The following is a 19769-nucleotide window of genomic DNA, read 5'->3' as shown; positions in this document are numbered from 1 at the left end:
ACCCCGATAAACAGGAGGGTTGAGGCGGCTGTGAGTCGGGACAGGTTTCCGCTAACATGACTGGTTTTCCAACGGAGACCTGTATGAAACGTATCGGTGCCCATGTCAGCGCCAGCGGTGGGGTGGAGAACGCCCCGCTCAATGCCCAGGCTATTGGGGCTAAGGCCTTCGCCCTGTTCACCAAGAACCAGCGGCAATGGAAGGCCAAGCCATTGACCGACGCCAGTATCAGCCGCTTCAGGGAAAACCTGGAACATGCGGCTATCGAACCCCGGTTCGTGCTGCCCCACGACAGTTATCTGATCAATCTTGGACATCCGGAACAGGAGGCGTTGCAGAAATCCCGGGACGCCTTCCTGGACGAGATGCGCCGCTGCGAACAGCTGGGGCTGAGCCTGCTCAACTTCCATCCCGGCAGCCATCTAAAAAAGATCTCCGAAGAGGAGAGCCTTGCCCGGGTGGCGGACTCCATCAACTGGACTCTGGAACAGACCAGTGGGGTGACAGCCGTGATTGAGAATACCGCCGGCCAGGGTACCAACCTGGGTTACCGATTTGAGCACCTGGCCAGCATCATCGACCAGGTGGAAGATAAATCCCGGGTCGGCGTCTGCCTGGATACCTGCCACACCTTCACCGCCGGTTACGACCTGCGCAGCGCAGAAGCCTGCGATCAGACCTTCGCCGAGTTTGAACGGATTGTAGGCTTCAGCTACCTGCGCGGCGTCCATCTCAACGACAGCAAGCCCGATCTCGGCAGCCGGGTTGACCGGCATGAGAGTCTGGGCAAGGGGAAACTGGGCTGGCCGGTGTTCGAATACATCATGAATGATCCCCGGTTCGAGGAGATCCCCATGGTTTTGGAGACCGTGGATGACACAATCTGGGCCGATGAAATACGTCAGCTCTACGCTTTTCAGCGTTAACCGGGCAGTGAAGAAACAAAAGCGGTTGACCTTTGGTCAGGAATCATTAAACTACCGCGCTCCAACGTTGGTTGTCGGCTCCATTGACAACTGATTTGAACCGCTGCGGAGCGGTAGTTCAGTTGGTTAGAATACCGGCCTGTCACGCCGGGGGTCGCGGGTTCGAGTCCCGTCCGCTCCGCCATCTTTATAAAAACGGATACTTCGGTATCCGTTTTTTTTTCGCTCGCAGATCGCTTTATGCTAGCCATCCCGGATTGCCATAGTGGATCCTCCGGGGCAGGCATACTCCTCAACCATTCTTGAAACTTTTTAGCACCACGAATTTTCGATTCGCCGCCATCTGCTGCACATTGCCGAACAGCCGCTTCAGCTTGACGTGATAATTGAGATGACGATTACCGATGATACGTAACTCCCCACCCTTGCGCAGCGTCCGGCGCGCCTGGTTGAACATGCGCCAGGCGATTTCGTCCCCCACCACGTTGCCCTGATGAAACGGCGGATTGCAGAGAATCAGATCGGCGCTGGCCGGAGGGAATTGACTCAAAGCATCCCCCTGCACGAATCGTGCGGGGTTCGGCAGGCCCGCCCCGGCATAGGTGGCCTGGGCACTGGCCACCGCCATGGCAGACTCATCGACAAAATGGATTGTGGCGGCGGGATTGTGCTGCGCCGCGATCAGGCCCACCACCCCATTGCCACATCCCAGGTCAATAATATCCCGGTAGCCGTTATCAGCCGGGATATGTTCCAACAGCAGACGGGTACCGATATCCAGCTTATCCCGGGAAAAGACATTGGCATGATTGACCAACTGAAAGCCGCTCCCCTCCAGGAGATAGCGTACCGGATAGGGCGAGTCGCTCTCCTCCAGGGTCGGCTCCGGGCTGGCAAATATAAGTCGCGCCTTCTTGCGGGCCAGTGAGGTGGTGGTTGGCCCGATAATACGCTCAAACAGTTGCAGGGTTGAGGTGTGGATCTGCCGGGCCATTCCGCAGCCGATGAGCCGGGCATCGGGCGCAAGATGGGAACGGAGCTGGATCAACTCATGCTCCAGCAGCCCCTGGGTCTTGGTAACACGAACCAGCACCAGGTCATACAGACCTTGAGGTTTATCCAGGGCGGTGATGAAATCGATTCGCTCAGGGTCGTATCCGTTGGCGGCCAGATTCTCCCGGGCCGACCAGGTGGCCAGGAAGGAGTCACTCTGATGGGTTGGTGCCCATTGGGAGAGCGCAACGCTGAGAGCACCAAAGGTGTCATTGACAATCAGTACCCGCCCGTTGACCTCCTGCCCCAGATGGTCCAGCAGATACTCATCCGCCGCATCCCAGGCGCGCAACGTCTCCCGCTTGCGTAACGGATAGCGACGTAAAATAAACCTGCCGGTGGGCACCTCAAGTTGCTGCATGGTTTGCCCCGGTCAGGTAGATGTCATAGCGGGTATTGGGGCTACCTATGGAGAGCGACGGCGCCGGCCCATGCAACGGTGGCGCCTTGACCGGTCGTTTCACCACCACCCGGCTGAGGGCGGTGCCGAGCGCACTCGCCAGCAGTTCACCGCTGTCCCGATCCTCCCCCAGCAGCAGTTGCAGAAGACGCATCTCCTTCTTCACCCTGGCGGACTTATCCCGATGTGGATACATGGGATCAAGATAGACCACGTCGGGCCTCTCCTCCCCTGCCGACACCAGATAGTCACGACCATCCTGACAGAGCAGCCGGATACGTTCCGCTATCGCTCCGACCTCGCTGTCCTGTCGGGCGCGTTGCAGTCCATCACTAAGCAGAGCGTGGATCACCGGGGAGCGTTCCATCATGACCACTTCGCAACCCAGCGTAGCGAGGACAAAGCCATCCCGTCCGAGCCCCGCCGTCATGTCCAGAATTCGGGGAGTGGCACCCTTTTTCAGGCCGGCGGCCCGGGCCAGCGGCTGACCACGGCCACCACCGAATTTTCGCCGATGGGCTGCCTTTCCTCCCACAAAATCGACCCACACCGGTCCCGGTGCGCCCGGACCGGTCTGACGAAGTTCCAGGCGATCGACCTGTTGCAGCAGCACCAAACCCGACTTGTCAGGATCAAACCGGACACAGGGGAGCGAGAGCGCAGCTGCCAACTGCGCCGCCGCTGGTTGCTGCTCTGCTGAGGCGGCGGCCACGCCGACAACTGACAATTGTTCAGACACACATAACCCTGTAAAACGACTCGATCGATCCGGAGTGGTCCCTGCTAAGCAATCAGGCACCCTTACTGCCAGATATCCACATCCCGGCCCTGCTCCCGGATATGTTCGACCCTGGCCGAGAGATAACGTTGGAAACTGGGTTCCGTTTTATAAGCACCCGAAAGGAGATAGTCAAAGATCGAAGCGGTGTGAAAGCGTTTGAAAAACGCTTCGGAACGGATCACCTCCCCTGACTGCGGGTCAAACAGCACCACCGAAGGGGCGTAGTTGATCGCCAGTTTTTGCGCCCACTGCCGCGCTGTTGTGCGTTCACCCGCCGGAGTAATGATCGGTGTATCGGCCCACATATCCAGTTGGACAGCATGGGTACGACCCACCAGCTGGCGAATTTCCGGATCGCTCAACAGCTCGTCATGGAGGCGATTGCAGGCCGGGCAGTCACTCTGTTCGAAGAACACCGCCAGCGGTTCCTGTACCAGGGATAGATCATGGGGAGGCGCCATGAAAAAGGGCTGTACCCGCAGTCCAGGACCCTCGGCAGTTCCCGCCTGGTGGGTCGCCAGATAGTCACGATAACTCATCTGCTGCTCCAGCCGACCGGCCACATAGTCGAGCGCCAGCTTGAAACGCGCCGGCGGGATATAACCGTTAAGCCGCAGGATCACCTGCCCCGCCTCATCCAGAAACAGCAGAGTCGGGGTGAACTGTACCCTCAGGGCAGCGGAAAAGCTTTTCTCGGTCTGCTCCTGGCCATTCAGATCCACCACCGTCCGGTCACCCCACATGTTAATGCCGATCACATCCAGCTGGCGGCGCACCTGCTGCTCGATTTCCCGTTGGGAGAGGTTGCGCTCCACCAGCAGATTGCAGTAGGGGCAACCGTCCTGATGAAAAAACAGCATCACCCGTCGCCCCGATTCCTGCGCTTCCGCCACATCCTCCCGGATATCCAGGAAGCTGTTCTTGAACCAGTCCGGGTAAACCGTCTCCCTGGCACCGAGAAAACGTCCTTCTGACTCAGCGGCAGCGGTTGCGCCAACCAACAGCATCAGAAGTACTAACCAAGCCCGCAACAAATAAGAATCCAGCATTGTCCAAATACCTTAAACACTGATAACGTAGTGACAAGCATAGCAGGGGCTGACCACACAATCATCGTCCAAATCAGACCAGGAGAGAGCATGAAAATCTCTATTGATATAACACCGGAAGAGATGCGCACATTGATGGGCTGGCCTGATGTCCAACCACTGCAGGAAGAGATGATCGACAAGATCCGTGAGCAGATGGATGCAGGCGCTGAAGGCTACGATCCCCTCAGCCTGATGAAGCCGTTTCTGGCCCAGTCCAGCAACTCCATGGAGAGTTTTCAGAAACTGATTGCGGGAGTGATGAGTGCCTATAGCAAACAGGGGGATTAACAGGTAGCCCCTTCTGCTTCACATCCCGTAGGTATGGTAGAAGAAGTAGCCGGTGACGGCTACGCTGACGACGATAACAAACTGCCGGACCCGGGTCTGCGGCAATCGACGGGCCGCGTGGGCTGCCACATAACCACCGGTCAGGGTACCCAACAGCACCAGCGTCCCCTCGTACCAGGCGATCACGCCATCGAAAACAAACAGCGCTATGGCGATCAGTGACACCACTGTGGAAACCAGTAGCTTGATACCGTTCATGGCGTTGATATCGGCATACCCCGCCAATGCCAGATAACTGAGTGTAATAATGCCAAGTCCGGCGTTAAAAAAGCCGCCGTAAACACAGACGCCGAGCAGGAAAATCAACAGCAGCAACTGACCGACGCTGGATGCGTGACGATGCATGGAGGCCAACCCTCTCAGGACCAGGTTGATACGCCCCCCCAGAATGAACAGCAGGGTCGCAAACAGTAACAGCCAGGGAATCGCCTCCTGAAACAGTGTTTCGGGGGTCTGCAACAGTAACCAGGCGCCCCCCACACCCCCCACCAGGCTGACCAACACAAACCGCGGCAACTCAGTCCGGTGCGCCATCAGCTCCCTGCGAAACGCATAGGCACCACTGATATAGCCGGAACAGGATGAGAAGGTATTGGTGGCATTGGCACTGATGGGTGGCACCCCGACAAACAGCAGGGCCGGAAAAGTGATGAAACTGCCACCCCCGGCGATGGAGTTGAGCACACCACCAAAGAATCCTGCCAGAAAAAGAAACAGCACTTCGAATAACATGGGCAATCCTTTATGGGTCGCAGAGTGGTCGGAAGCTATCAGGATTCAGTTACGTGCGGAGAGCAGAGCACACACGGCCTGTTCGTCGGATCGCCCGGGATGACAGTTCAGGAAACACTGGATATTTTCAGTCCGACAATACCAACAATGATCAGCAAAATGCTGACCAGCCGTAGGGCATTCACCGCTTCACCCATCAATACAATACCAAGTACCACCGTGCCAATTGCACCCACACCAACCCAGATTGGGTAGGCGGTTCCCACCGGCAGAACCTTCATGGCTACACTCAGCAGCCAGATACTGACAATCATGGAGAGCAGTGTCCAGAGACTGGGCCAGAAACGGCTGAAGCCGTCCGTATACTTCAATCCCACTGCCCAGCCGACCTCAAACAGCCCCGCTATAACCAGTATCAACCATGACATAACTATTGTCTCAAAACAGTAGGGCCATCCGGCTCACAGGAGCCGGATTGATCAAATCAGTACGGGATTAAAGTCAGTTGCGATCAGGTCCGGCAACACCACCGGACTGCGCCGCCCCGAACCAGACGGTGGAAATCAGTGGCCGCTATTACATCAGATGTCGAGCGAAATTCAAGGCAACCAGATGGAAAAACAACCACCACTAAGCCGGTGGTTGTTCTCCAGCCGGATGAAACCCTGCTGTTCTCCATTGCGGTGCATCTCGGCAATCATGGCGGCAAAATAGAGCCCCAGCTTGGTCCGGCCATCCGCCAGATCGCTCTGCTCATTTTTTAACGCTTGGGATGACAACATCGGTTCCGGATAACCGGGCCCATTATCTTCAACCCGGAATACCAGGTAGCCAGCCTCTTCAACCGCGGATATGAGCAGCTGGTCATGGGTATAGCGGATGCCGTTTCCAACCAGGTTATTCAGCACATTACGAATCAGGTTTTCATCAAAATAGCCAAACAGCTCCGGATCACAGTCGCTGGTAAGTTCAATGTGATTGGCCTCCACGGAGGAGCGGTTTTCCGCCATGATCTCTGCAATAAACCCGGCCACATCCACCTCTTCAATCGACGGAGAGATGCGCTCATTCTCAATGTTATACAGGGTCAGCAGCTCGATCAGGTTGTTATTCAGCCGTTTGGCTTCGTTCTGCAGCAACGTGATACGGGCCTGATTAGTGCTGTCCGTTGCCGTGTCCAGGGTTATCCCGTCCAGGGTATGAATCACCAGACTGAGGGAGTTCTTCATGTCATGGATCAACGATGCCAGCACATCATAAAATCTCATCTATCAACCCCTTTTTCACTTTCCGCGGCATGTTTTAACAGCTCTTTCAACATCCGCTGCATCTTATACAGTGTACGGTCTTCCGGGTCCATCTGCTGCACCCGCCCGAGGTACTCACGTACCTTGGTCATCTGCTCCGCTTCAATTCCCGCCTCTTTCATGTGCAACATGAATATACGCGCCGCATTGAGATTCACCACCTTATTGGCCGGCATACCGGCAGCTGCCTCTTCAAACAACAGCATCGCTTCATCCAGCTTGCCCAGTTTGGCCAGCTCCACGCCACGATTGTTGAGCTTGACAATCTCACGCTTGATATCGGCGATCATCGCCCGGGGATCATCCGCCAGCCCCAGGTCATCCATGGTCTCCCCAACCGCCTTCAGGAACAGCTCATCGGAGTGGTTATTGCGCACCGCCTGGTGCAGCAGTTCCCCGGCGCGTTGCTTCTCCCCCATCCGGTCACAGGCGCGCGCCATATCCAGCGCCAGTTCCGGCGCCGCCCGGGTACCGAGCTTCTTGTACAGCTCGTGGGCCTCGATCATACATTGCCGTGCCCGCACCCCGTTATGCATATCCTCCTGGATTGTCGCCTCGGTCATGGAGGCGTACAGATTGGCTTCCGCATCGCCTTTGTAGGCCTTTTTCATATCCCGGAGTACCATCAGGGCAGCGTCACCGCTATTGATACTCGCTTTACAACGGGCCAGATTGGCATACAGGGAGGGATGCTTATAGATGGAGTGTTTGCCAAGTTGAATAGCCTGACTGAACGCGCGCGCCGCCACTTTCTCGTCATGGTTGCGCAACGCCAGTTCACCCAGGGCGCGCTGACGCATGATGGCCTTGGCGGAGTGGGCGGTGGCCGTCTCCAACACTTTCTGGGCCGCGATCGGATCATCCAGCGCCTGGTAGGTCTTTGACAACCAGTCATAGGCGGTCATTAAACGCTCATTACCATCAACCAGGCCCTGAAATACCTGCCTGGCATCTTCGTATTTACCACTCAGGAAATAGGATTTCCCAAGCCCCACCCGGGCCCAGACAATTTCCCGTTGGGATAACATGTCGGAATAGATCGTTTCCGCCTGATCAAAATCGCCATCCTTGAGCGCCAGATCCGCTTTAATCTTGATCAACTCGTTAATGTTCCGGGGCTTCTCCGCGATCCGTTTATCCAGCAGCTCATTGGCCAGATCAAAATCCCGCCGGTCGATCGCCTGTTCGATCTCCCGCAGATCCGCCTTCTTGTTCAGCAGCCGCTCCAACCGTTGAGCGAGCAGATCCTTGGTGAAGGGCTTGGTCAGATATGAATCGGGTTCATACTCCACAGCACCCATTACCATCAAACGGGTATTCTCGGCCGTGATCATGACAAAAATAGAGCCGACCCCGATCAGCCTTCGGGCGCGAATCTCTTCCAGTACCTGCTGACCATCCCGGCCATCCCCCAGGTTGTAATCACACAGAATGACGTCATAACGCTTCGCTTCGATCCGCGAGATAGCCTCCCGCCCGTTGGCGACCGAATCGATATCCGAGACACCATACGACTGCAACATGTTGCGCAGCACTCCACGCATATCGGCGTAGTCATCCACCACCAGGAAACTTAACTGCTCTATTTTCGATCCCATTCCACTCTTCTCAATCTACTCGCGGCGCGAATCAGCGCACGCGTTCTTGGCGTGGCTGCACACGCAGTCAGCGTTCGGATGGGGAGACTAACGCAGTCAAGTATAGCGCCCGACCGATTCCTGCTGAGGTAACGGTCTGGCCATCAATCCACTCCAGGCGATTATCCAGCATCGGGCCATCCCATTCCCGGCAGGAGAGTCGAATAAATATTCGACTATCCCCCTTTATTGTTATCGCTAAAAGCCTATCGGCAGTATGGGGAGCGAGTTTAATAAAAAATGGCGTCAATGGCGCCATTTTTATTGCAGAACAGGAAACTACCCCCGTTCTCATCTCCCCGGAGGGAGCGATACCTTCGCTTTCTGATAACACCACCCTTCCCTGGAAGCATAGTGCAAGTACAAGCCAGATAAAGCGAAAGCCAATTCATTGGAATGACTGAGTGGTTCATCGGATCGGTAGAAAAGTGATACCGGGCGTCAGAGAATACCGATCCTGCTCAGGGAGCTCCGGGAAGATAGTCCGCGGGAAACAGCAAGGGCAGCCACTTCACTGACCACTTCCCTCACGGCTTTGCCGCCTCCAGTGAGTGAACCAGGTAACGGCGGTGGAACCGTTCACTACTGACGGCCAATAGACGACTGATCAGTGCCACCGCCGCAAAGCCGTAGATCATGCGCATCCAGAAAATACCACTCATATCGGCGCCCAGTAACAGTATCAGCAAGGTGTCTTCAATCATGCTGTGACAGAGTGCCAGCAAGGTCATGGCGCTGAAAACATCCCGGTAGGGAACATGCCCCGCCCGTGCCTCCTTGATCAGCAAACCGCCACCGAAAGCGATCCCCAGGGTAAAACCTACGATGGTGATGGTGGTCGCGGCACGGCCGATACCCATCATTCTCAACAGCGGCTGCAACAACCACTGCAGCAGGCGCTCCACTCCCAGCAGACGCAACAGCTTCAGGCTGGTCAACAGTAGAGAGATGATTACCAGGATCACACCGAGGCTCTCCAGTTGGCTCACTGCCCAGGCGATCAGGCCGGTGTCCGTCTCAGCCGGCTGCCAGACCATCCGGGCCGGCTCCTGCAACCAGTCGCCCCAGGCGTAGAGATGGTGCAGTATGTAGCCAAGCAGCACCGCACTGAAGAGTCGGATAAACAAGGTAACAGCCAGCCTGACCCCCGCCTTCTGGGCGATCCGCGCCTCGATCGGCAGGGTATGGGCAAGTAACATCATGGTACCCAGCACCGTCACCTGGGCAACCGTCAGCTGTTCCAGCGGCGCCTGGTTAAAGAAGATCACCATCCCGGTGTAGATATTGGTCATCAGGGTGGTTGCCCAGACCAGGGACATGGACTCCGGCAACCCCACTAAGGTCATCACCGGACCCAGCAGCCAGGCAATCACCTCAACGCCGCCAAGCTCCTCCAGCAGTTTCACCAGCAGCAGTGTCGGTATCATGATTTTGAACAGTGTGCTGGTTACCTGATAGATCTCCAGCAACAACTCCCGGAACCACTGTTTCATATAGCTGTTCTCAAGCAGACGTAGTCAAGGCACACATTGTAGCCAGCAGAAGTGAAGCACGATATTTTAATAACCCCCACTGATTTAATTAAATTTTGATTTTCAGATTAATTTATAATTAAATTTCATTTTTTATATAAATTATTTAATTTAATTAATCATGAATAGATTCACTCCAGACCGGATCGATCGCCGCATCCTCAACCAACTGCAAAAAAACAATAGAATCAGCAACCTGAAGTTGGCAGAACAGGTCGGGCTCTCTCCACCCGCCTGTCTGCGCCGGGTGAACCGCCTGCGTAGCGAGGGTGTCATCACATCGGACGTCTCCATCATTGATCCCCGGGTGGCCGGACATCAGATAAATATCATTGTGGAAGTGGAGATGGAGCGTGATCATCTGGAGCTGGCATCACAGTTCCGCAAGGTGATACTGGGGTCGCCCGAGGTGACCCAATGTTACGCCGTCACCGGTGAGGTGGATTTTATCCTGGTGGTCTCGGTGCCAGACATGCAGGCCTATGAGGCATTTACCCAAAAGGTGCTGTATAAGCAATCCAATCTGAGGAAATTTCGCAGCCTGATCTCACTGGATCGTGTAAAATTCGAGACCGCGATCAAACTCTAGTCATCTGTCGGACATAATGTTTGCCGCGTGGCAGCAGGGCTCTCCGCACACAGGCCCGAACCCGCATCCTTACCGGGAATCCAGGTCCAGCCGTCCCGGTTCCGATCATGCTATCCGCCACAGAAAATCAACCCCACCCGGGAACCCGTGACTTGATGAAGCAGACAGCAACATCCGACCATGAGACAAAAATCGGCGTTCTGAATGCGCTTGGCGCCTTCGTTATCTGGGGCCTTTCCCCCCTCTACTATCGGGCCATTGGTGAGGCACCAGCACTGGAGATCCTGGCCCACCGGGCCATCTGGTCACTCCTGCTTACTCTGCTGCTGGTGGGTGTCACCGGACAACTCCGAACCTTTATCACTCTGTTCCGCAATTTCAGGATTCAGCTGACCCTGCTGCTCAGCTCACTACTGGTCTCGGTCAACTGGCTTGGCTTTATCTGGGCCGTTAACAACGGCAAAGCACTGGAAGCCAGCATGGGTTATTACATCATGCCTATTATCATGGTGGTGCTGGGCCGCCTGTTTCTCGATGAACGGCTGAACCGGAATCAGATGATTTCGCTGCTGCTGGTCAGCCTCGGCGTACTGAACCTCCTGGTTGCATTTCAGCAACTGCCCTGGATTGCCCTGTTACTCTCCCTATCGTTCGGATTTTACAGCCTGGTGCGGAAGAAAGTGGCGGTCTCGGCCCTGGTGGGACTCACCATGGAGTGCCTGTTTCTGGCACCATTAGCGGCGATCTACCTGTTCTATCTGAAGCACCAGGGTGTACTGGTTTTTGGCAGTGGAGAGATCACTTTCGATCTGTTGCTGATCAGTTCCGGGCTGGTAACTGCCCTGCCCTTGATTCTGTTCACCTCCGCCTCCAAGCGTCTGCGCCTGGGCACACTGGGTCTGGTGCAGTATCTCAATCCTACCTGCCAATTTCTGTTGGCGGTATTTCTGTTCAACGAGCCCTTTTCAAACCACCACCTGCATACCTTTATCCTGATCTGGCTGGGACTGACCATCTTCACTCTGGATTCCAGAAAACGTTTCAAGCAGGAAGCTGAAATCAGATAACCAGCCGCTACACCCTGATAACCTATGAGCTCAAGCTGGCGCTGGAGACAGCACTGCGCAGGCAGTTGCGACCATCATGCTTGGCCTGGTACATGGCCATATCTGCAGCATCCAACAGTTTATGCCGATCACTGTCAATCTCTGGATAACTGGCTACGCCAATACTGACGGTCACGCTTACCGACGTACCGGCCAGATCGATCCGCTGGCTAGCCACCTGGTGTCGCAGGCGTTCACCCAGTTCAACCGCCATTGCCAGCGGCGTCTCCGGAAGAACTATCAGGAACTCCTCGCCGCCATAACGGGCCACATAGTCGGTCTTACGCAGGGAGCGCTCCAACTCATCAGCAACCCGGCACAAAACCCGATCGCCATTGACATGGCCATAACGGTCATTGATATCTTTAAAGTGATCGATATCCACCATGAAAATAGAGATGGGATGGTTGTAGCGGGAGGCACGTGCCAGATCGTCGGCAATGCGCCGTTCCAGCTCGTTGCGATTGTAGAGCCCTGTCAACGGATCGTGGGTAGCCTGGTGCTTTAACCGCTTCTCGATCCTTTTGCGTGCCCTGAGTTCTCTGTTCAATTGGCTGGTACGTCTCAGGACCTGCTCTTCGAGCTTGGTATTGAGTGCCAGCAGCTGCCGCTCTTCCGAACGGGAGAACAGAAAGAGATAGAACAGGACCATGAGATAGGCGGTAAACCGCAACAGGTGCCAATGCCACCAGAGCACATCCCAAAGAAACGAGAACTGAAACATCAGACCGGACATCGCCAGCAGCAGATAATGGGTGGCAAAAATCGTCCGGCCCTTTACAGAATCAGCATATCTGGCACACAGAAAATTGACCGCAGCAACCAGGAACAGCAGACCTGCCAAGCTATTGATCAGGTTTGCCTGCGGGGTAAAACTCTGGTCACTGGAGATCATGGGTAAGGAAGATACGAGCATCGGTATGCTCACACCAAGCAGCAGAGCCAGCACCATGGTCAGCAGTTGCAACCGATAAACTGACACCTGACGCGCTATTCGATCCGGTATCCATACCAGGGTGGCCATCACCCCGCCCAGCAGCATCGCCAGGGAGTGGAACAACATAAAATAGTGGGGGTCCGCTGACAGGGCGTGAAAACCATCCAGCGTCCCCATACCCACCAGTGCGCTGACCACCCAGATATACCGCACCGGGAGCCGTCCATACACTTTCAGCATGATGATCAGCAGGGCGATCAGCAGGGCGGTAAAGGCCCCCATCGTCTCCACAAAAACGTGCAGGGGAAGATGAATCAACCGGCCATCAGGTACAAGAACGAAATAAGCCACACCACCGCAAAGTAGGAAGAGAAACACACTGGCCGATAGCGCGTTCAGTGCCCTGTTCATAACTCCAACATAGGGGGAGGGATTAGGGATTTCCAGTGCCCGGAGCCAATTTTCAGGCAGTTTGTGACTTGTATCAGGCGGGGCTATAAAAAACCACTCGCCAAGATAACCTACTGTTTCAATAGGTATTTATCAGTTTCAAAAGCGATGGACACTGACTGCGTCCCGGGCCACCGGGATGCGAAACTCCAGTTTGAACAGGCCGCTCTGATTAATGAAGTGATTTTCACTGTAAACTGCATGGGGCGGGATACTCCGGGCCCGATAATCACTGGCCGGTAGCCAGTACATGTAGAGATCGCGCATGAGATAGAGCAGGTCTCCGAAACCGCCCTCCGCACGGCAACAGGCGTGCAGTCCGCCAGGTATTTCCATCACCCCGACCCCGTCGCCCGGGTAGACCCGTTCCGGCAGACTCAGGCAGGCGACGTAACGGCACTGCTCAATCGGAATCAGGTCCGGGTTGCTGTGGTGCAGGGCAATCATCTGCTGGGTATGGACATCAATCCCGTGGGCGCTCCCCCAATCCAGCAATCTCTCCCACACTTCACTGATACTCTGGTCGTACCCCACATGCCGGATACAGGCCACCGGTTGAGCAGGCAGACGCTTGATCTCCACCTGGCGCTGGATTGTCTGGACGTGGCTGTCCAGGGTATCCCGATAGTAGCGACGATGGGGATTCTGTGCCGAGGCAGACCAGACTGCCTTTAATGTCCGGCTGCGATTTTCGTATCCCTCCCGGCGCCACTGGGTTGGAGAGCAGTTGAACCAGGATTTGAAGGCGTGATTGAACGCCGCATTGGAGTGGAAACCGCACTCCGCCCCAATCTCTACAATGGTCATTTTGGGATTGTATATCAGCAGATTGGCGGCCCATTCCAGGCGGCAACGCCGGATATAGTCATGCACACTTTCACCGGTTATCTGTTTGAAAATACGTTGAAAGTGGTAAGGGGAATAGCAGGCACTGCGAGCCAGTTCAGCCACCGTCAGGGATTCAGACAGATTGGCATGAATCCGATATAGCGCCTCGTTGATACGGGACTGATGTTCATAGGCAATGTTCTGACGCGGACTCATGGCATCAAAATAGCACATTTGAACAAATGATTTGCCCCATACTATCAATATCCCTCGGCGCGGATTGGCCTATTCTCCAGGCAGAGAAAAACAACAGACAACCTATATCAAGATGTTTGCACAACGCACAATCAACCTGAACAGCTCTTTCATCCGGGACATACTCGCGGTTACCCAGCAACCCGACATCATCTCTTTCGCCGGTGGCCTGCCCGATCCTGATCTGTTTCCAGTAAGCGAACTGGAACTGGCTTCGGAACATATGCAGCAGCAACTGGGGAACAGGCTCTATCAATACGGTGAAACAGCCGGCCTGTTGCCTCTGCGCCGCCATATCGCTGAACAGTTGAGTGCTTCCGGAACCCACGCTGACCAGGTGGTTGTCACCACCGGTTCCCAGCAGGCCCTGGATCTGGTGGTCCGCTGCCTGGTCGATCCAGGTGACAAGGTGCTGGTGGAGGCGCCCACTTACCTGGGCGCGTTACAGGTGTTGCGGGCCAACCAGGCCACGCTGCTCTCCATCCCCTCTGACGAAGAGGGTCCGGACCTGGATGCCCTGGAGGCCGTTGTCAGCCGGGAACCGATCCGCTGCTTCTATACTGTGACCGATTTCCAGAATCCCACCGGTGCCAGTTACTCACTGGAACGCAGGAAAGGCCTGGTCGATCTGGCGGAGCGGTATAATTTCTGGATACTTGAGGATGCCCCCTACTCTGCCCTGCGCTACTCCGGCGAACCGTTGCCCACGCTGCAGGCCCTGGGTCCGGAGCGGGTGATCCATTTCGGCTCCTTTTCCAAGACCATTGCCCCTGCCCTGCGCCTGGGATGGATCAGCGCCCCCCGGGAAGTCATCAAGGTGGTGGAGAAGCTGAAACAGGCGGCTGATCTGCACTCCAGTGGTTATGACCAGCAGTTGGTGCTCAGTTTTCTGCAGAGCGGAGCCCTGGAACCCCATCTGAACAGGATCCGCCGCGCCTACAGCGAACGGCTGGACGCCATGTCGGCCGCACTGACCCGCCACCTGGCGGACAATATCCGGTTCACCAAACCACAGGGCGGCATGTTTATTTGGGCCACCCTGTCCAGTAACGAAAGCACCCTGGAACTGTTTCGGGCTGCCATTGCTGAAGGGGTCGCCTTTGTCCCCGGCGAGGCGTTCTATATCAACGGAGAATCAGATAACAGCATGCGCCTGAACTTCTCCAACAGCAGCATCGAGATGATTGAAGAGGGGGTCGGCCGCCTGACCAGATTGATAACTGAGGGTGGCCGATGGGATACCGGCAGTACCGCACTGGCTTACTGACCACTGCTGTGTACCAATCAGTTCCAGAACGGGTCATCCCAGGCGACTTGCCCCGGTAGATGGCCCCGATCCAGCTCACCGCTGACCAGGTTTAGCTGCTCTTCCGAGAGTACCCGCTCACAAAAGGGGAAGAACCGCTGCTCTTCCCATTTCACATGTCGTTTAAGCAGATCAACAAACGACTCGAGCAGCCGCCCAAGATCACCTTCCCCTTTGCGGATCGCGGCCACCAGGCGGTAGAACTCCTGATGATCATCAAGCACCTGGCTCACCACAATATCCTGCGCCTCACTGGCATCCAGTCGCTTGACCAGGGACTCCTCTTCCAGTTCGAAGTGGGGGCGTAACAGGGTATCCACAATGAAGATTGCATAGTTGGCAATCCGCTCCGGCGCAGTGCCGTTACTCATGCCTTTTTTGATATTGCGTGCAAACTTCAGGGCGTCGTGATGCTCCCAGGAGAGCGTTTTAAGATGATCACTGCGTTTCACCGGCCCACGCCTCAGTTCAGGAACGGGTTGGTTGCCCGCTCATGGCCAATGGTGGAGACCGGTCCATGTCCCGGAATAAATTCCACATCATCTCCCATGCTCCAAAGCTGTTCGCGGATAGAGCGTAACAGGGTGTCATGATCACCCTTTGGAAAGTCTGTTCGGCCGATCGACCCCTTAAACAGGACATCGCCCACCAGGGCGATCTTCTCAACCGGACTATAAAACACAACGTGTCCGGGCGTGTGCCCCGGGCAGTGCCGTACTTCAAGTTGCTGGTTGCCAACCTGCACCAGGTCGCCTTGATCAAGCCAACGAGTCGGCTCAAATAACTCAGCGGGTGGGAAGCCGAACATACTGGCCTGATCAGCCAATCCGTCAATCCAGAACTTATCTTCCCGGTGCGGCCCTTCGATAGGAATTCCAAGCCGCCTGGACAACTCACCCGCCGCACCGGCGTGATCGATATGGGCATGGGTAATCAGAATCTTCTCCAGGGTTACCCCCTGTGCTTCCACCTCATGCAGGATCGTTTCGATATCGCCGCCAGGATCAACAACGGCAGCACGGCCCGTCTCTTCACAGATGAGCAGCGTACAGTTCTGGGCAAACGGGGTGACTGGGATTACAGTAAATTTCATACTTGACCGTTCTGAGAATAAAAAACAGGATGGTGAGTATACCGGAAGTTCACCCCCATTTGCCCATCCGGCGCGCCGGCTCAAACCGTCTTTCCGGCAGTTTTTTTGATCCAGTAAAGATAGCTTCCCCCCTCTTCCCGATGCGCCAGCAACTCGAACTCCGGCAAATGACAAAGGACCGTAAACTCCTGGCGTGAATCCGGATGGGTAACGATCACCTTCAATACCTCGCCGACCGCCATATGGGAGAGCGCCGCCTTGGTTTTCAATACCGGAAGGGGACAGATCAGACCGCTGACATCAAGCAGCCGGTCGTAGTTCAGTGTTTCAATAACTTCTGACAATGCAGCCTCCGGGAACCCGCTGGTTCAGATAGCACATGCAGCAATTAGCACGATCCTTACCTACTACACCAGCTTAGCGTAAAATAGGGGCTTGACAAAAAATCAAACGATCGTTTAACTGCACGAATAAGTCAATAGAAATTAAAAGGTATCCGATCCAGTGACCCTCTCCAGTACCAACCCGATGGTTGCAAATGATATCGGTGGCTGCCATTTAAAAGCGCCAGCGGAAACAAAGGAGCGGATTCTGGACGTTGCCGAGCAGATTTTTGCCGAGAAGGGTTACGCCGCCACATCCATGCGGACCATCACTTCCCAAGCCAAGGTCAATCTGGCCGCAATCAATTACCACTTCGGCTCAAAGGTCCAGCTCTACCGAGCGGTTTTCCGGCGTCGTGTTGAACCGATGAATCGTTCCCGCATAGAGATGCTCCATTCATTGGAGCGAAAGGCAGGCGACACTCCACTGGCACTGGAAGATATTCTCCAGGCCTTTTTGGAGCCGGCACTCAGGGCCAGCTTGGATCCGAAACAGGGCGGCACCAATTTCATCAAGTTGCTGGGAAGACCCCATGCCGAACCTGGACCGGATATCCACGATTTTCTGCCACCCATGTACGACGAGGTTAAAAAGCGTTATCGGGCCGCCCTGGCCAAAGCGCTTCCGGACCTCTCCCAGGAAGAGCTCTCCTGGCGGGTACATTTTGTAATCGGCGCGATGGCATTCACCCTGGCGGGAACCGATGCCCTGGAGATGATCGAATCCTGTCGTTATTGCGACCCGACCGATATACAGGGCATTGTCCAGTACCTGCTGCCATTTCTGAAAGGTGGTCTGAGCGCGCCACCGGCTGTACTCAAAAGCGCAGACAGAAACACCCGAATCCCAGATAAATCCAGTTAATCCAGGAGGCACACTGTTTAACAAATCGGATAATTAGACAACAAGCCGGTGGCTATGCCGGCAACATGCTATAAGAATAATAATCAGATTGTTAATTCGCCCGGCGATGCAGGTGATAAAGCCCCCCGCCACGACAACCGGGAAAACGACCACCCAGGTTGCAATGAAACCGAGTGCATCCTTCCGCCTGACAAGAAGATGCCAAGCAGTTTCAAGAGAGGAGAGCATTATGAAAGCCAACCAGGAAATTATCTCCCTGGATGACGCCGTCACACTGGCAGGACTGTTTAAGGAACGTACCCACCGTACCCCTGATCACATCGCTTATCGCTACTACGACCCAGAACAGCAGGTCTGGAAAAACAGTACCTGGTCTGAAATGCGCACCGAGACCGCTCGGTGGCAGGCCGCCTTCCTGCAGGAAGGGCTTAAACCGGGAGATCGGGTGGGCATAATGATGCCCAACCGCCGTGAGTGGGTCATGTTTGATCAGGCGGCTCTGGGCCTGGGCCTGGTCAGCGTACCACTGTTTTATAATGATCGCGGCGGCAATGTGGCCTATATCGCTGAAGCGGCTGCCATCAAGTTGCTGGTGATCCAGGGGCCGGAACAGTGGCAAAATCTCGCCCCGGTCAGGGATGAACTACCCACCGTTGATCGCATCATCTCCCTGGATTCCCTGGACGGCATGGAGCACGATGACCGGATCTGCCATCTTGAGCAGTGGTTGCCGGATACGGCAGGAGAGTACCAGGTGGTGGATAACCTCGATCCACACGGTCTCTGTTCCATCGTCTATACATCAGGCACTACCGGGCATCCCAAGGGGGTCATGCTGAGTCATCACAATATTCTCAGCAACACCTATGAAGCACTGCAGACCACCACTATAGAGGACGATGACATCCTGCTCTCCTTCCTGCCACTATCCCATATGCTGGAGCGTACCGGCGGGTACTATCTTCCCCTGATGGCCGGGATTACGGTGGCCTACGCACGTTCCATTCAGGAGTTGGCCGAGGATTTACAGATCATCCGCCCCACCTTCCTGATCAGCGTTCCACGTATTTATGAACGGATCTATGCCAAAATTCAGGAAGGACTGGAGGGAAAATCCCCCCTTGTGCGTCACCTGTTCAATCTGGCGGTCAATGTGGGCTGGACACGCTTTGAGTGGCAGCAAGGCAGGGGCAACTGGTCCCCTTCGTTACTGCTCTGGCCACTACTGAATAAACTGGTAGCCAGCAAAGTGACGGAAAAACTGGGTGGTCGTCTGCGCACAGCCATCAGTGGGGGGGCGCCATTACCCCCGGAGGTTGCACGCACTTTCCTGGCATTAGGCGTACCGGTGCTGCAGGGATATGGATTGACCGAAACCAGCCCGGTGCTGGCGGTGAACCGCGTCGAAGACAATGTACCGGAAAGCGTAGGTCGTCCCCTGCCCGGGACTGAGTTATCCATCGCCGAGAACGGGGAACTCCTGGCAAGAGGCAACGCGGTAATGCTCGGTTTCTGGAATAACCCACAGGAGACCGAACGGGTAATCGACAAGGATGGCTGGCTCCATACCGGGGATGTAGCAAAGATTGATGCCAGCGGGCATGTCTATATTACCGGGCGAATCAAGGACATCATTGTACTGGCCAATGGCGAAAAGGTGTCACCCGCTGACATGGAGATTGCCATCGCCATGGATGCACTGATCGAACAGGTGATGATTATCGGCGAGGGACGCCCGTTCCTCTCTGCCCTGATTGTACTGGAGAGCGAACAGTGGAAAAGCCTCGCAGAGGGGCTGGACCTGGACCCGGACAATGCCGACTCCCTGCAGGATCATCGGGTAATGGACCATGTCCATCGCCGGATTAATGACCAGTTACGCGAGTTCCCTGGCTACGCCCAGGTCCGTAAGATCAGGCTGCTGGAGGAGGCGTGGAGTGTGGAGAATGGCTATCTGACTCCCACATTGAAAACCAAGCGCAAGTTGATTATCGAACACTGCGAACCGCTTATCAGCGACCTCTATAGCGGGCACTAGGGATTGGACAAGCATGGCGTCCTGATGCCACAGTGCGCCATGCACCCCTCTGCCCATAATTCGTGCCCTGAAGCGCCCCGACTTGCTATAGTTGGGGCTGGTTTAATCCCGC

Annotated in this window: 20 protein-coding genes and 1 tRNA gene; 8 read left to right on the top strand and 13 right to left on the bottom strand. The window is 55.5% G+C overall.

Annotated features, from left to right (window positions below):
- Positions 1-83 precede the first annotated feature (83 nt).
- Both nfo and AAY24_RS02240 read left to right on the top strand, forming a co-directional pair.
- On the top strand, positions 84-926 hold the full coding sequence (gene nfo, locus AAY24_RS02245; RefSeq protein ID WP_046860944.1) for a deoxyribonuclease IV: 843 nt from the start codon (positions 84-86) through the stop codon (positions 924-926).
- Between the two features lie 107 nt (positions 927-1033).
- Positions 1034-1110, top strand: a tRNA-Asp gene (locus AAY24_RS02240).
- 108 nt (positions 1111-1218) lie between these two features.
- Here AAY24_RS02240 and AAY24_RS02235 read toward each other — a convergent pair.
- The 3 genes from AAY24_RS02235 to AAY24_RS02225 all read right to left on the bottom strand — a co-directional run bounded on the left by AAY24_RS02235 (position 1219) and on the right by AAY24_RS02225 (position 4209).
- Entirely contained in the window at positions 1219-2340 is a 1122-nt protein-coding gene (locus tag AAY24_RS02235) for a methyltransferase (RefSeq protein WP_046858300.1), read from the bottom strand.
- Entirely contained in the window at positions 2327-3118 is a 792-nt protein-coding gene (locus AAY24_RS02230; protein WP_046858299.1) for a class I SAM-dependent methyltransferase, read from the bottom strand. Before AAY24_RS02230 ends, AAY24_RS02235 begins: the two co-directional genes overlap by 14 nt.
- Positions 3119-3180: 62 nt before the next feature.
- Positions 3181-4209, bottom strand: a complete 1029-nt coding sequence (locus tag AAY24_RS02225) for a thioredoxin family protein (protein WP_052761005.1) — start codon at positions 4207-4209, stop codon at positions 3181-3183.
- 90 nt (positions 4210-4299) lie between these two features.
- On the opposite strand from AAY24_RS02225, the gene AAY24_RS02220 reads away from it, so the two are divergent.
- Entirely contained in the window at positions 4300-4539 is a 240-nt protein-coding gene (locus AAY24_RS02220) for a DUF6489 family protein (protein ID WP_046858297.1), read from the top strand.
- Between the two features lie 18 nt (positions 4540-4557).
- Here AAY24_RS02220 and AAY24_RS02215 read toward each other — a convergent pair whose 3' ends face one another.
- The 5 genes from AAY24_RS02215 to AAY24_RS02195 form a co-directional block, all read right to left on the bottom strand.
- Positions 4558-5331 carry a sulfite exporter TauE/SafE family protein gene (locus tag AAY24_RS02215; RefSeq protein WP_046858296.1) on the bottom strand — a complete coding sequence of 258 codons (774 nt, stop codon included), beginning with the start codon at positions 5329-5331 and terminating at the stop codon, positions 4558-4560.
- Between the two features lie 107 nt (positions 5332-5438).
- Positions 5439-5759: a quaternary ammonium compound efflux SMR transporter SugE gene (gene sugE, locus AAY24_RS02210; protein WP_046858295.1), complete on the bottom strand. Its 321-nt coding sequence runs from the start codon at positions 5757-5759 to the stop codon at positions 5439-5441.
- Positions 5760-5930: 171 nt separating this feature from the next.
- Positions 5931-6599 carry a sensor histidine kinase gene (locus tag AAY24_RS02205; protein ID WP_046858294.1) on the bottom strand — a complete coding sequence of 223 codons (669 nt, stop codon included), beginning with the start codon at positions 6597-6599 and terminating at the stop codon, positions 5931-5933.
- A complete protein-coding gene (locus tag AAY24_RS02200) occupies positions 6596-8236 on the bottom strand; it encodes a response regulator (protein ID WP_046858293.1) in 1641 nt (546 codons plus the stop codon). Before AAY24_RS02200 ends, AAY24_RS02205 begins: the two co-directional genes overlap by 4 nt.
- A 566-nt stretch (positions 8237-8802) precedes the next feature.
- The gene (locus tag AAY24_RS02195) at positions 8803-9768 is read right to left on the bottom strand and encodes a hypothetical protein (protein WP_046858292.1); all 966 of its coding nucleotides are present in this window, start codon (positions 9766-9768) and stop codon (positions 8803-8805) included.
- A gap of 160 nt (positions 9769-9928) precedes the next feature.
- On the opposite strand from AAY24_RS02195, the gene AAY24_RS02190 reads away from it, so the two are divergent.
- Complete coding sequence (locus AAY24_RS02190; RefSeq protein WP_046858291.1) at positions 9929-10396, top strand: Lrp/AsnC family transcriptional regulator; 468 nt, start codon at positions 9929-9931, stop codon at positions 10394-10396.
- A gap of 155 nt (positions 10397-10551) precedes the next feature.
- Positions 10552-11463, top strand: a complete 912-nt coding sequence (gene rarD, locus AAY24_RS02185) for an EamA family transporter RarD (RefSeq protein ID WP_046858290.1) — start codon at positions 10552-10554, stop codon at positions 11461-11463.
- A 22-nt stretch (positions 11464-11485) separates the two neighbouring features.
- Here the strand turns inward: rarD and AAY24_RS18360 are convergent, their stop codons facing one another.
- Both AAY24_RS18360 and AAY24_RS02175 read right to left on the bottom strand, forming a co-directional pair.
- Entirely contained in the window at positions 11486-12850 is a 1365-nt protein-coding gene (locus AAY24_RS18360) for a GGDEF domain-containing protein (RefSeq protein WP_052761004.1), read from the bottom strand.
- A gap of 138 nt (positions 12851-12988) precedes the next feature.
- Positions 12989-13951 carry an AraC family transcriptional regulator gene (locus AAY24_RS02175; protein WP_052761003.1) on the bottom strand — a complete coding sequence of 321 codons (963 nt, stop codon included), beginning with the start codon at positions 13949-13951 and terminating at the stop codon, positions 12989-12991.
- Between the two features lie 94 nt (positions 13952-14045).
- Between AAY24_RS02175 and AAY24_RS02170 the strand changes: the two genes are divergently transcribed.
- Positions 14046-15239, top strand: a complete 1194-nt coding sequence (locus AAY24_RS02170) for an aminotransferase-like domain-containing protein (protein WP_046858289.1) — start codon at positions 14046-14048, stop codon at positions 15237-15239.
- A gap of 17 nt (positions 15240-15256) precedes the next feature.
- On the opposite strand, the gene AAY24_RS02165 is transcribed toward AAY24_RS02170, so the two are convergent.
- The 3 genes from AAY24_RS02165 to AAY24_RS02155 form a co-directional block, all read right to left on the bottom strand.
- Positions 15257-15730: a hemerythrin domain-containing protein gene (locus AAY24_RS02165; protein WP_046858288.1), complete on the bottom strand. Its 474-nt coding sequence runs from the start codon at positions 15728-15730 to the stop codon at positions 15257-15259.
- An 11-nt stretch (positions 15731-15741) separates the two neighbouring features.
- On the bottom strand, positions 15742-16371 hold the full coding sequence (locus AAY24_RS02160; protein WP_046858287.1) for an MBL fold metallo-hydrolase: 630 nt from the start codon (positions 16369-16371) through the stop codon (positions 15742-15744).
- 80 nt (positions 16372-16451) lie between these two features.
- Positions 16452-16715 carry a sulfurtransferase TusA family protein gene (locus AAY24_RS02155; protein WP_046858286.1) on the bottom strand — a complete coding sequence of 88 codons (264 nt, stop codon included), beginning with the start codon at positions 16713-16715 and terminating at the stop codon, positions 16452-16454.
- Positions 16716-16899: 184 nt separating this feature from the next.
- On the opposite strand from AAY24_RS02155, the gene AAY24_RS02150 reads away from it, so the two are divergent.
- Entirely contained in the window at positions 16900-17619 is a 720-nt protein-coding gene (locus AAY24_RS02150; RefSeq protein ID WP_046860941.1) for a TetR/AcrR family transcriptional regulator, read from the top strand.
- 229 nt (positions 17620-17848) lie between these two features.
- Complete coding sequence (locus AAY24_RS02140; protein WP_046858284.1) at positions 17849-19657, top strand: AMP-dependent synthetase/ligase; 1809 nt, start codon at positions 17849-17851, stop codon at positions 19655-19657.
- Positions 19658-19769: the final 112 nt, after the last annotated feature.

It is taken from the genome of Sedimenticola thiotaurini (assembly GCF_001007875.1).
Lineage (GTDB): Bacteria > Pseudomonadota > Gammaproteobacteria > Chromatiales > Chromatiaceae > Sedimenticola > Sedimenticola thiotaurini.
The sequence above is the reverse complement of the archived record's forward strand: the minus strand, read 5'-3'. Positions and strand labels throughout refer to the sequence as shown.

What these genes read in the sequence shown, in the direction of transcription:
- rarD (WP_046858290.1), top strand. Translation starts at nt 10,552, where the DNA reads ATGAAGCAGACAGCAACATCCGACCATGAGACAAAAATCGGCGTTCTG.
- AAY24_RS02200 (WP_046858293.1), bottom strand. Translation starts at nt 8,236, where the DNA reads ATGGGATCGAAAATAGAGCAGTTAAGTTTCCTGGTGGTGGATGACTAC.
- sugE (WP_046858295.1), bottom strand. Translation starts at nt 5,759, where the DNA reads ATGTCATGGTTGATACTGGTTATAGCGGGGCTGTTTGAGGTCGGCTGG.
- AAY24_RS02170 (WP_046858289.1), top strand. Translation starts at nt 14,046, where the DNA reads ATGTTTGCACAACGCACAATCAACCTGAACAGCTCTTTCATCCGGGAC.
- AAY24_RS02235 (WP_046858300.1), bottom strand. Translation starts at nt 2,340, where the DNA reads ATGCAGCAACTTGAGGTGCCCACCGGCAGGTTTATTTTACGTCGCTAT.
- AAY24_RS02150 (WP_046860941.1), top strand. Translation starts at nt 16,900, where the DNA reads ATGGTTGCAAATGATATCGGTGGCTGCCATTTAAAAGCGCCAGCGGAA.
- AAY24_RS02160 (WP_046858287.1), bottom strand. Translation starts at nt 16,371, where the DNA reads ATGAAATTTACTGTAATCCCAGTCACCCCGTTTGCCCAGAACTGTACG.
- nfo (WP_046860944.1), top strand. Translation starts at nt 84, where the DNA reads ATGAAACGTATCGGTGCCCATGTCAGCGCCAGCGGTGGGGTGGAGAAC.
- AAY24_RS02205 (WP_046858294.1), bottom strand. Translation starts at nt 6,599, where the DNA reads ATGAGATTTTATGATGTGCTGGCATCGTTGATCCATGACATGAAGAAC.
- AAY24_RS02215 (WP_046858296.1), bottom strand. Translation starts at nt 5,331, where the DNA reads ATGTTATTCGAAGTGCTGTTTCTTTTTCTGGCAGGATTCTTTGGTGGT.
- AAY24_RS18360 (WP_052761004.1), bottom strand. Translation starts at nt 12,850, where the DNA reads ATGAACAGGGCACTGAACGCGCTATCGGCCAGTGTGTTTCTCTTCCTA.
- AAY24_RS02225 (WP_052761005.1), bottom strand. Translation starts at nt 4,209, where the DNA reads ATGCTGGATTCTTATTTGTTGCGGGCTTGGTTAGTACTTCTGATGCTG.
- AAY24_RS02190 (WP_046858291.1), top strand. Translation starts at nt 9,929, where the DNA reads ATGAATAGATTCACTCCAGACCGGATCGATCGCCGCATCCTCAACCAA.
- AAY24_RS02140 (WP_046858284.1), top strand. Translation starts at nt 17,849, where the DNA reads ATGAAAGCCAACCAGGAAATTATCTCCCTGGATGACGCCGTCACACTG.
- AAY24_RS02175 (WP_052761003.1), bottom strand. Translation starts at nt 13,951, where the DNA reads ATGTGCTATTTTGATGCCATGAGTCCGCGTCAGAACATTGCCTATGAA.
- AAY24_RS02220 (WP_046858297.1), top strand. Translation starts at nt 4,300, where the DNA reads ATGAAAATCTCTATTGATATAACACCGGAAGAGATGCGCACATTGATG.
- AAY24_RS02195 (WP_046858292.1), bottom strand. Translation starts at nt 9,768, where the DNA reads ATGAAACAGTGGTTCCGGGAGTTGTTGCTGGAGATCTATCAGGTAACC.